The following is a 10,479-nucleotide window of genomic DNA, read 5'->3' as shown; positions in this document are numbered from 1 at the left end:
TCGTTGATTCAACGAGCCGCTCGCCGTTACTCAGTAAACTCGATGTAGCTGGACTCCCCACCGCCTGTCGCACCCGACAACCATCCCCATACAAACGTCAACGTGGTGCGCCCGGCATGATCAACGCCTACCGTGCCGCGAGACCAACCGGCGAGGAGTTCACCTTCGGTGGTCAAGCATTGGTAAAGAAGTTCGAGGGTGTTGGGGCCTGTTACGCGCCCGACCTGCTGACCCATGCGTATCCGGCCGCCTTGGTAAGTGCCCGAAATGGCATCTCCTTCCACCTGGTAATGAAATACCGTCCCTGAGCCGGAAAGCCCTTGAGTGTTGTTCGCGACCGTAAATCGGCGATTGTTCAAGCGCTCGTGGACGCGGGAGGAGGTTTGCATCGAATCGCATCCTTTCGTTGGAGCCTGAAGGCCTTGCGGGCCTCCAGGCGCGTGGCGTGTTACTCCACCGTCACCGACTTCGCCAGGTTACGCGGCTGGTCCACGTCGGTGCCCTTGAGCACCGCTACGTAGTACGACAGCAACTGCAGCGGGATGGTGTAGAGGATCGGCGACAGGGTGTCGTGGATGTGCGGCATGTTGATGACGTGGGTGCCTTCACCATTGGTCATACCGGCTTTCTCGTCGGCGAACACGATCAGTTGGCCGCCACGGGCACGCACTTCCTGCAGGTTGGATTTGAGTTTTTCCAGCAGTTCGTTGTTCGGCGCGACGGTTACCACCGGCATGTCGTCATCCACCAGGGCCAGCGGGCCATGTTTCAGCTCACCGGCCGGGTAGGCTTCGGCGTGGATGTAGGAGATTTCCTTGAGTTTCAGCGAGCCTTCCATGGCCACCGGGTACTGCGCGCCACGGCCGAGGAACAGGGTGTGGTTTTTGTCGGCGAACAGTTCGGCGACTTTTTCCACGGTGCTGTCCATGGCCAGGGCTTCACCCAGGCGGGTCGGCAGGCGGCGCAGTTCTTCCACCAGGGTGGCTTCGACGCCTTCGGCGAGGGTGCCGCGAACCTGGCCCAGGGACAGGGTCAGCAGCAACAGGCCTACCAGTTGGGTGGTGAAGGCTTTGGTGGACGCCACGCCGATTTCGCGACCGGCCTGGGTCAACAGGGTCAGGTCGGACTCGCGCACCAGGGAGCTGATGCTGACGTTGCAGATCGCCAGGCTGGCGAGGAAGCCCAGCTCTTTGGCGTTGCGCAGTGCGGCCAGGGTGTCGGCGGTTTCGCCGGACTGGGAGATGGTCACAAACAGGGTGTCTGGCTGCACCACGACCTTGCGGTAGCGGAATTCGCTGGCGACTTCGACCTGGCAAGGGATGCCGGCCAGTTCTTCCAGCCAGTAACGCGCAACCATACCCGCGTGGTAGCTGGTGCCGCAGGCGACGATCTGCACGTTGCGCACTTTGGCGAACAACTCGGCCGCTTGCGGGCCGAATGCATTGACCAGCACTTGGTTCTGGCTCAGGCGACCTTCCAGGGTGCGTTGCACCACGGAAGGTTGCTCGTGGATTTCCTTGAGCATGAAGTGGCGGAACGCACCTTTGTCGGCGGCTTCGGCGCCGTCGCGGTATTGCACGGCTTCGCGCTCGACGGAGTTGCCGTTGACGTCCCAGATCGCCACGCTTTCACGGCGGATGTCGGCGATATCGCCTTCTTCCAGGTACACGAAGCGGTCGGTGACCTGGCGCAGGGCCAGTTGGTCGGAGGCGAGGAAGTTTTCCCCCAGGCCCAGGCCGATCACCAACGGGCTGCCACTGCGCGCGGCAACCACGCGGTCGGGTTGGCTGGCGCTGACCACGGCCAGGCCGTAGGCGCCGTGCAGTTCCTTGACGGTGGCCTTGAGGGCAACGGTCAGGTCGCCGAGGTCCTTGAGCTTGTGGTTCAGCAGGTGAGCGATGACTTCGGTGTCAGTGTCCGAGGTGAACACATAGCCCAGGCTCTTGAGCTGTTCACGCAGCACTTCGTGGTTTTCGATGATGCCGTTGTGCACCACCGCCAGGTCGCCGGAGAAGTGCGGGTGGGCATTACGCTCGCACGGCGCGCCGTGGGTGGCCCAGCGAGTGTGAGCAATGCCCAGACGGCCGACCAGCGGCTCGCCGAGCAGCGCTTGCTCCAGCTCAGCGACCTTGCCCGGGCGACGCATGCGCTCAAGCTTGCCGGCGTTGGTGAAAACGGCCACACCGGCGCTGTCGTAGCCGCGATATTCCAGGCGCTTGAGGCCTTCGAGCAAGATGGCGGTGACGTTGCGTTCAGCGACTGCGCCTACAATTCCACACATGGTATGTCTCCTAGATGATTGCCGCGCATATCAGCGTAATGCCGCGGGCTTGAATCTGGTCGCGGGCCTCAAGCGGCAGGCGATCATCGGTGATAAGGGTATGGACGCTGCTCCAGGGCAGTTCCAGGTTGGGAATCTTGCGGCCAATCTTGTCGGATTCGACCATCACCACCACTTCACGCGCGACCTCGGCCATCACACGGCTCAGGCCCAACAATTCGTTGAAGGTGGTGGTACCGCGCTCCAAATCGATGCCGTCAGCGCCGATGAACAATTGATCAAAGTCGTAGGAACGCAGCACTTGCTCGGCGACCTGGCCCTGGAACGAATCCGAATGCGGGTCCCAGGTGCCGCCCGTCATCAACAGCACCGGCTCGTGTTCCAGTTCGCTCAAGGCGCTGGCCACGTGCAGGGAGTTGGTCATTACGACCAGACCCGGCTGGTGGCCCAGCTCAGGGATCATGGCGGCGGTGGTGCTGCCGCTGTCGATGATGATGCGCGCGTGTTCACGTAGACGCATGACGGCTGCACGCGCGATGGCGCGCTTGTAGGCCGAAATGGGCTGGGCGGCATCGCCCACCAGTTCCTGGGGCATGGTGATCGCGCCACCGTAACGGCGCAGCAACAGGCCGTTGCTCTCCAGAGCGGCCAGGTCCTTGCGGATGGTCACTTCTGAGGTTTCGAAACGTTTGGCCAATTCGTCCACGCTGACTTCGCCCTGTTCATTGAGCATCGTCAGAATGTTGTGGCGTCGTTGGGGTGTATTTCGTTTCGACATGATGATCTTAAGTTTCGTTTCGAAAGATAACGAAGGCAATCAAAACCTATTGGCAGGAAATCGTCAAGCAGATCGAAAAGTCTTTTTGACACAACACTGAGCAAAATGTGGGAGCGGGCTTGCTCGCGAATGCGGTGTGTCAGTCAACTTTTCAGTGCCTGACCCGACGCTTTCGCGAGCAAGCCCGCTCCCACATTTGAACTGTGCTGATTTCGACTCTGTGGATAACTCAGGTCTTTTTGATTTTGACCGGGCGTTTCCAACCGTCGATGTTGCGCTGGCGGGCTCGGGCTACTGCCAGTTGAGACTTATCCACATCCTGATTGATGGTGGAGCCCGCAGCAGTGTTGGACCCATCGCCGATGGTGACGGGTGCAATCAGCGAGTTATTCGAGCCAATGAATACATCCTCACCAATCGTCGTCTGATACTTGTTGGCGCCATCGTAGTTGCAGGTGATTACACCTGCGCCGATGTTGCTGCGAGCACCGATGACCGCATCACCCAGATAGGCCAGGTGGCCGGCCTTGGCATCGTCGCCCATACGCGCATTTTTCAGTTCGACGAAATTACCCACATGTGCCCTGGCGCCGAGCACGCTGCCCGGACGCAACCGCGCAAATGGACCGGCATCGCTGCCCTCGCCCATCACCGCACCTTCAATATGGCTGTTGGCTTTGACCACCACGCCCTTGCGCAGGGTGCTGTCCTTGATCACGCAGTTCGGGCCAATCACCACGTCGTCTTCAATGATCACGCGGCCTTCGAGGATCACGTTGATATCAATCAGCACGTCGCGGCCGACAGTAACCTCACCGCGAACATCAAAACGCGCCGGGTCCCGCAAAGTCACACCTTGCGCCATCAAGCGGCGGCCTTCGCGCAATTGGTAGTGGCGCTCCAGTTCTGCAAGCTGCTTGCGGTCGTTGGCGCCCTGCACTTCCATAGGGTCGTGGGGCTGCTCGGTGGCAACCAGCAGGCCATCGCTCACGGCCATTTCGATGACGTCGGTGAGGTAATACTCGCCCTGGACGTTGTTGTTGGACAGACGGCTCATCCAGTCAGCAAGCTTGTTGGCAGGGACGGCGAGAATGCCGGTATTGCCTTCGGTAATAGCACGCTGGGCTTCAGTGGCATCTTTGTGTTCAACGATGGCCGCAACCTTGCCGTCGGCATCGCGCACGATGCGGCCATAGCCGGTAGGGTCCTCCAGCTCGACGGTGAGCAGGCCCATCTGGCCAGGGACTACGTGCTTGAGCAGGCGTTGCAGGGTTTCCACTTCGATCAGCGGCACGTCGCCATAAAGAATCAGCACAGTATCGGCACTGATGAACGGCACGGCTTGCGCGGTGGCGTGGCCGGTACCGAATTGTTTGTCCTGCAATACGAAATTCAGGTCATCCGCAGCCAGGCGTTCACGCACCACATCGGCACCGTGGCCAATCACCACGTGAATCCGCTGCGGGTCCAGTTGCCGGGCGCTGTGGATAACATGGCCAAGCATGGAGTTGCCCGCTACGGGGTGCAGCACCTTGGGCAGGGCCGAACGCATGCGGGTGCCCTGGCCTGCGGCGAGGATGACAATTTCAAGAGACATGAATGGCTACCAATCCTGGGCGGTCCGGCTTCAGACCAGAGAAGTGTTTTGCTAAAAAAGAAAAAGGGTAGCCGAGGCTACCCTTTTTAATCAATCGCGCTTGAAGCATGGCGGCTGGGCCGCTTACTTCTTGCGGATCTGCTGGAGCGTGCGCAGCTGAGCTGCAGCTTCGGCCAGACGTACAGCAGCAGCGCTGTAGTCGAAGTCCGCGCCCTTTTCGTTCAGGGCCTTCTCGGCAGCCTTGACGGCTTCCTGAGCGGAGGCTTCATCCAGGTCGCCAGCACGTTGCACGGTGTCGGCAAGTACCTTGACCATGTTCGGCTGAACCTCGAGGAAACCACCGGAGATGTAAAACACCTCCTTTTCCCCGCCTTGCTTGGTCAGAGTGATCGGACCTGGCTTCAAGCTGGTGATCAATGGCGCGTGGCCCATGGCAATACCCAGGTCACCGAGTTCGCCGTGTGCAATCACCATTTCTACCAGACCGGAGAAGATTTCCCCTTCCGCGCTGACGATATCGCAATGGACTGTCATAGCCATCTGATTGCCTCAACCTGATGAGCGCCCGTTGCCGGGCGCCGGGATTACAGTTTCTTGGCTTTCTCGATCGCTTCTTCGATGCCGCCGACCATGTAGAACGCTTGTTCTGGCAGGTGGTCGTAGTCACCGTTGAGGATGCCTTTGAAGCCAGCAATGGTGTCTTTCAGGGAAACGTATTTACCCGATGCACCGGTGAAGACTTCAGCCACGAAGAACGGCTGCGACAAGAAACGCTGGATCTTACGAGCACGGTTTACCAACTGCTTGTCGGCTTCCGACAGCTCGTCCATACCCAGGATCGCGATGATGTCCTTCAGTTCTTTGTAACGCTGCAGCACGTACTGAACGCCGCGAGCGGTGTCGTAGTGCTCCTGGCCGATCACGTTCGGATCCAGCTGGCGCGAAGTCGAGTCGAGTGGATCGACCGCTGGGTAGATACCCAGGGAAGCGATGTCACGGGACAGAACGACGGTGGCGTCCAAGTGGGCGAAGGTGGTCGCTGGCGACGGGTCGGTCAAGTCATCCGCAGGTACGTATACCGCTTGGATCGAGGTGATCGAACCTTCTTTGGTCGAAGTGATACGTTCTTGCAGAACGCCCATCTCTTCAGCCAGGGTCGGCTGGTAACCTACTGCCGAAGGCATACGGCCCAGCAGTGCGGATACTTCAGTACCGGCCAGGGTGTAACGGTAGATGTTGTCGACGAACAGCAGAACGTCGTTACCTTCGTCACGGAACTTCTCGGCCATGGTCAGGCCAGTCAGTGCTACGCGCAGACGGTTACCCGGCGGCTCGTTCATCTGACCGTAAACCAGTGCCACTTTGTCCAGAACGTTGGAGTCCTTCATCTCGTGGTAGAAGTCGTTACCCTCACGAGTACGCTCACCCACACCGGCGAACACGGAATAACCGCTGTGCTCGATGGCGATGTTACGGATCAGTTCCATCATGTTTACGGTTTTGCCTACACCGGCACCACCGAACAGACCGACTTTACCGCCTTTGGCGAACGGGCAAACCAGGTCGATAACCTTGATGCCGGTTTCCAGCAGATCGTTGCCGCCAGCTTGCTCGGCGAACGAAGGTGCCGGACGGTGAATGCCCCAGCGCTCTTCGGTGTCGATCGGGCCAGCTTCGTCAATCGGGTTGCCCAGTACGTCCATGATCCGGCCCAGGGTCGCTTTACCGACCGGTACGGAGATGGCAGCGCCAGTGTCCAGAACATCCAGACCGCGCTTCAAGCCTTCGGTGGAACCCATTGCAATGGTACGAACCACGCCGTCGCCCAGCTGCTGCTGAACTTCCAGAGTGGTGCCTGCATCGCTTTGTACTTTCAAAGCGTTGTAGATGCTCGGTACGCTGTCGCGTGGAAATTCCACGTCGATAACGGCGCCGATGATTTGAACGATACGTCCGCTACTCATAGCTGGATCCTCTGAATATTTGAACCGTTAAACCGCGGCAGCGCCGCCGACGATTTCCGAGATCTCTTGGGTGATCGCAGCCTGACGCGCCTTGTTGTAGATCAGCTGCAAATCGCTGATCAGATCACCGGCGTTATCGGTAGCGTTTTTCATCGCGATCATCCGCGCCGCTTGTTCAGCTGCGTTGTTCTCGACCACCGCCTGGTACACCTGCGACTCCACGTAGCGCACCATCAAGCCGTCAAGCAGCTCTTTGGCGTCTGGTTCGTAGAGGTAGTCCCAGTGGTGCTTGAGTTCCTGATCCGGAGTCGCCACCAGTGGAATCAATTGCTCCACGGTTGGCTGCTGGGTCATGGTGTTGATGAACTTGTTGGATACCACGGACAGGCGGTCAATCCGGCCTTCCAGGTACGCATCCAGCATCACCTTCACACTGCCGATCAAATCATTGATCGACGGCTCTTCACCCAGGTGGCTGATAGCTGCAACGACGTTACCGCCGAAGTTGCGGAAAAAGGCCGCACCCTTGCTACCAACAACACACAGATCGATCTCGACGCCCTTTTCGCGGTTTACCGCCATGTCCTTGACCAGGGCCTTGAACAGGTTGGTATTCAAACCACCGCACAAACCACGGTCACTGCTCACTACCACATAACCCACACGCTTAACTTCGCGGTCGATCATGAACGGGTGGCGGTATTCCGGGTTGGCGTTGGCCAGATGCCCAATTACCTGGCGGATACGCTCCGCATAAGGACGGCTAGCAGCCATGCGCATTTGTGCCTTGCGCATTTTGCTGACCGCCACTTTTTCCATGGCGCTGGTAATTTTTTGCGTGCTTTTGATGCTCGCAATCTTACTGCGAATCTCTTTTGCGCCTGCCATGTAACACCTATCAGGTTAGCAAGCGGGAGCCTTGCGGCTCCCGCTGCGGCTTACCAGGTTTGGGTGGCCTTGAACTTCTCGATACCGGCTTTCATGCCAGCGTCGATATCGTCATTGAAGTCACCCTTCACGTTGATCTTCGCCATCAATTCGGCGTGATCGCGGTTGAAGTAAGCAATCAGCGCTTGTTCGAAGCTGCCGATCTTGGTGATTTCAACGTCGGTCAGGAACCCACGCTCAGCGGCATACAGCGACAACGCCATGTCAGCGATCGACATTGGGGCGTATTGCTTCTGCTTCATCAGCTCGGTAACGCGCTGACCATGCTCAAGTTGCTTACGGGTCGCTTCGTCCAGGTCAGAAGCGAACTGGGCGAATGCCGCCAGTTCACGGTACTGAGCCAGAGCGGTACGGATACCACCGGAGAGCTTCTTGATGATCTTGGTCTGAGCGGCACCACCCACACGGGATACCGAAACACCGGCGTTCACAGCAGGACGGATCCCGGAGTTGAACATGGCCGATTCCAGGAAGATCTGACCGTCGGTGATGGAAATCACGTTGGTCGGAACGAACGCGGAAACGTCGCCAGCCTGGGTTTCGATGATCGGCAGTGCGGTCAGGGAACCGGTTTTGCCGGTCACTGCGCCGTTGGTGAACTTCTCTACGTATTCTTCCGAAACGCGGGATGCGCGCTCCAGCAGACGGGAGTGGAGATAGAACACGTCGCCTGGGTAAGCTTCACGGCCTGGTGGACGGCGCAGCAGCAGGGAAATCTGGCGGTAAGCCACTGCTTGCTTGGACAGATCGTCATAAACGATCAGCGCGTCTTCACCGCGGTCGCGGAAGAATTCACCCATGGTGCAACCGGAGTACGGTGCCAGGAATTGCAGCGCAGGAGATTCCGAAGCACTGGCAGCCACGATGATCGTGTTGGCCAGGGCGCCGTTTTCTTCCAGCTTGCGAACCACGTTGGCGATGGTCGATTGCTTCTGACCAATAGCTACGTAGACGCAGAAAATGCCGCTGTTCTTCTGGTTGATGATCGCGTCGATTGCCAGAGCGGTTTTACCGATCTGACGGTCACCGATGATCAGCTCACGCTGGCCACGGCCGACTGGGATCATGGCATCGACAGCCTTGTAGCCAGTCTGTACAGGCTGGTCTACCGACTTACGCCAGATCACGCCTGGAGCAACTTTCTCGACCGCATCGGTCTCGGTGTTGCCCAGTGGACCTTTACCGTCAACAGGGTTACCCAGTGCGTCGACTACGCGACCCAGCAGTTCCTTACCAACCGGAACCTCCAGGATGCGGCCGGTGCACTTGGCGCTCATGCCTTCAGCCAGACTGGTGTAAGCGCCCAATACAACGGCACCTACGGAGTCTTGCTCCAGGTTGAGGGCCATACCGTAGACGCCGCCCGGAAACTCGATCATCTCGCCGTACATTACGTCGGCCAGACCGTGAATCCGCACGATGCCGTCAGATACGCTGACGACAGTGCCTTCGTTACGGGCTTGGGAGGTCACATCGAGCTTGTCGATGCGGCCCTTGATAATTTCACTTATTTCGGAAGGATTGAGTTGCTGCATTGCTCTGCTGCCCCTTCAAACTCAAGATTTCAATGCTTCGGCAAGTTTCGCGATTTTGCCGCGAATCGAGCCATCGATAACCAGGTCGCCGGCGCGGATAACGACACCACCAATCAGGGATGCGTCCTCCGTAGCTTGCAGGCGCACTTCCCGATTGAGTCGTGCACTGAGAACCTTGGCGAGTTTGTCTTGCTGTTCTTGGTTCAATGCGAAAGCACTGGTCACTTCAACGTCTACCGATTTCTCTTCTTCGGCCTTGTACAGGTCGAACAGAGCGGCAATCTCCGGCAAAAGCGGGAGACGGTCGTTTTCGGCAACGACGTGGATGAAGTTCTGCACTTTCACATCAAACTTGTCGCCGCACACTTCAATAAAAGTGGCGGCCTTGTCTGCGCTCGTCAGGCGCGGGGCCTTGAGCACGCGCTGCATGGTGTCGTCTTGCGACACTGCTGCAGCCAGGCCGAGCATGGCTGACCAAGAGGCCAGCTGCTGGTGGGCCTGGGCGTGCTCGAAGGCTGCCTTAGCATAAGGTCGGGCCAACGTGGTCAGTTCTGCCATGATCGCCCTCGCTTAAATTTCAGCAGCCAGTTTGTTAACCAGCTCCGCGTGCGCGTTTTGATCGATTGTGGCACCGAGGATCTTCTCAGCACCGCCGACCGCCAGAGCACCCAGTTGGGCACGCAGCGCGTCTTTGACGCCGTTCAGTTCCTGTTCGATCTCGGCATGAGCCGAAGCCTTCACACGGTCAGCTTCGACGCGGGCTTTATCAACAGCCTCTTCGACGATCTGGTTACCGCGTTTCTTGGCTTGCTCAATGATTTCAGCTGCCTGTGCTTTAGCTTCGCGCAGTTGATGACCCGCTTTCTCTTGGGCCAACTCCAGGTCGCGAGCTGCACGGGTGGCAGCGTCCAAACCATCCGCGATCTTCTTCTGACGTTCGTGCAAAGCCGCGATGACCGGAGGCCACACGAACTTCATGCAAAACACTACAAAAATGAAGAACGCAACGGATTGGCCAATCAGGGTTGCATTAATGTTCACGCCAACACCTCGCTCATTCGTTGTCCATCACCCCAATCAACTCGAAAAATTCGAGTGATTAGCCAGCGAGTTGACCAACGAAAGGGTTCGCGAAGGTGAAGAACAGAGCGATACCAACACCGATCATGGTCACGGCGTCGAGCAGGCCGGCGACGATGAACATTTTAACTTGCAGCATTGGGACCATTTCTGGCTGACGCGCTGCGCCTTCCAGGAATTTGCCGCCCAGCAGGCCGAAACCAATGGCAGTACCCAGGGCGCCCAGGCCGATCAACAGTGCAACAGCGATAGCGGTTAGACCAACTACAGTTTCCATCTTTCCTCCCGACTTTTAC

The 10,479-nt window shown here is 58.3% G+C and carries 11 protein-coding genes; all 11 read right to left on the bottom strand.

Annotated features, from left to right (window positions below):
- Positions 1-26: 26 nt before the first annotated feature.
- Positions 27-389: a hypothetical protein gene (locus tag ACDZ94_RS08675; protein WP_407017521.1), complete on the bottom strand. Its 363-nt coding sequence runs from the start codon at positions 387-389 to the stop codon at positions 27-29.
- 59 nt (positions 390-448) lie between these two features.
- The gene (gene glmS, locus ACDZ94_RS08670) at positions 449-2,281 is read right to left on the bottom strand and encodes a glutamine--fructose-6-phosphate transaminase (isomerizing) (protein ID WP_432751340.1); all 1,833 of its coding nucleotides are present in this window, start codon (positions 2,279-2,281) and stop codon (positions 449-451) included.
- A 10-nt stretch (positions 2,282-2,291) separates the two neighbouring features.
- Positions 2,292-3,062: a DeoR/GlpR family DNA-binding transcription regulator gene (locus tag ACDZ94_RS08665; RefSeq protein WP_208604482.1), complete on the bottom strand. Its 771-nt coding sequence runs from the start codon at positions 3,060-3,062 to the stop codon at positions 2,292-2,294.
- Positions 3,063-3,288: 226 nt separating this feature from the next.
- Positions 3,289-4,656 carry a bifunctional UDP-N-acetylglucosamine diphosphorylase/glucosamine-1-phosphate N-acetyltransferase GlmU gene (gene glmU / locus ACDZ94_RS08660; protein ID WP_432751339.1) on the bottom strand — a complete coding sequence of 456 codons (1,368 nt, stop codon included), beginning with the start codon at positions 4,654-4,656 and terminating at the stop codon, positions 3,289-3,291.
- A gap of 123 nt (positions 4,657-4,779) precedes the next feature.
- Complete coding sequence (locus ACDZ94_RS08655; protein ID WP_003177061.1) at positions 4,780-5,196, bottom strand: F0F1 ATP synthase subunit epsilon; 417 nt, start codon at positions 5,194-5,196, stop codon at positions 4,780-4,782.
- Positions 5,197-5,240: 44 nt separating this feature from the next.
- Entirely contained in the window at positions 5,241-6,620 is a 1,380-nt protein-coding gene (atpD, locus tag ACDZ94_RS08650; protein WP_064454823.1) for a F0F1 ATP synthase subunit beta, read from the bottom strand.
- A gap of 27 nt (positions 6,621-6,647) precedes the next feature.
- Complete coding sequence (gene atpG / locus ACDZ94_RS08645) at positions 6,648-7,508, bottom strand: F0F1 ATP synthase subunit gamma (RefSeq protein ID WP_010207685.1); 861 nt, start codon at positions 7,506-7,508, stop codon at positions 6,648-6,650.
- 50 nt (positions 7,509-7,558) lie between these two features.
- Entirely contained in the window at positions 7,559-9,103 is a 1,545-nt protein-coding gene (gene atpA / locus ACDZ94_RS08640) for a F0F1 ATP synthase subunit alpha (protein WP_053258793.1), read from the bottom strand.
- Between the two features lie 21 nt (positions 9,104-9,124).
- Entirely contained in the window at positions 9,125-9,661 is a 537-nt protein-coding gene (locus tag ACDZ94_RS08635) for a F0F1 ATP synthase subunit delta (RefSeq protein ID WP_064454824.1), read from the bottom strand.
- Positions 9,662-9,673: 12 nt separating this feature from the next.
- Positions 9,674-10,144: a F0F1 ATP synthase subunit B gene (locus ACDZ94_RS08630; protein ID WP_016970692.1), complete on the bottom strand. Its 471-nt coding sequence runs from the start codon at positions 10,142-10,144 to the stop codon at positions 9,674-9,676.
- Between the two features lie 58 nt (positions 10,145-10,202).
- The gene (gene atpE, locus ACDZ94_RS08625; RefSeq protein ID WP_002555987.1) at positions 10,203-10,460 is read right to left on the bottom strand and encodes a F0F1 ATP synthase subunit C; all 258 of its coding nucleotides are present in this window, start codon (positions 10,458-10,460) and stop codon (positions 10,203-10,205) included.
- Between the last annotated feature and the right edge of the window lie 19 nt (positions 10,461-10,479).

The sequence above is a fragment of the Pseudomonas sp. UBT genome (assembly GCF_050915955.1).
Lineage (GTDB): Bacteria > Pseudomonadota > Gammaproteobacteria > Pseudomonadales > Pseudomonadaceae > Aquipseudomonas > Aquipseudomonas antarctica_A.
This window is presented reverse-complemented; position numbering and strand designations above follow the sequence as displayed.

Coding starts and splice junctions, on each gene's coding strand:
- ACDZ94_RS08675 (WP_407017521.1), bottom strand. CDS start 389: ATGCAAACCTCCTCCCGCGTCCACGAGCGCTTGAACAATCGCCGATTT.
- glmS (WP_432751340.1), bottom strand. CDS start 2,281: ATGTGTGGAATTGTAGGCGCAGTCGCTGAACGCAACGTCACCGCCATC.
- glmU (WP_432751339.1), bottom strand. CDS start 4,656: ATGTCTCTTGAAATTGTCATCCTCGCCGCAGGCCAGGGCACCCGCATG.
- ACDZ94_RS08655 (WP_003177061.1), bottom strand. CDS start 5,196: ATGGCTATGACAGTCCATTGCGATATCGTCAGCGCGGAAGGGGAAATC.
- atpD (WP_064454823.1), bottom strand. CDS start 6,620: ATGAGTAGCGGACGTATCGTTCAAATCATCGGCGCCGTTATCGACGTG.
- atpG (WP_010207685.1), bottom strand. CDS start 7,508: ATGGCAGGCGCAAAAGAGATTCGCAGTAAGATTGCGAGCATCAAAAGC.
- atpA (WP_053258793.1), bottom strand. CDS start 9,103: ATGCAGCAACTCAATCCTTCCGAAATAAGTGAAATTATCAAGGGCCGC.
- ACDZ94_RS08635 (WP_064454824.1), bottom strand. CDS start 9,661: ATGGCAGAACTGACCACGTTGGCCCGACCTTATGCTAAGGCAGCCTTC.
- atpE (WP_002555987.1), bottom strand. CDS start 10,460: ATGGAAACTGTAGTTGGTCTAACCGCTATCGCTGTTGCACTGTTGATC.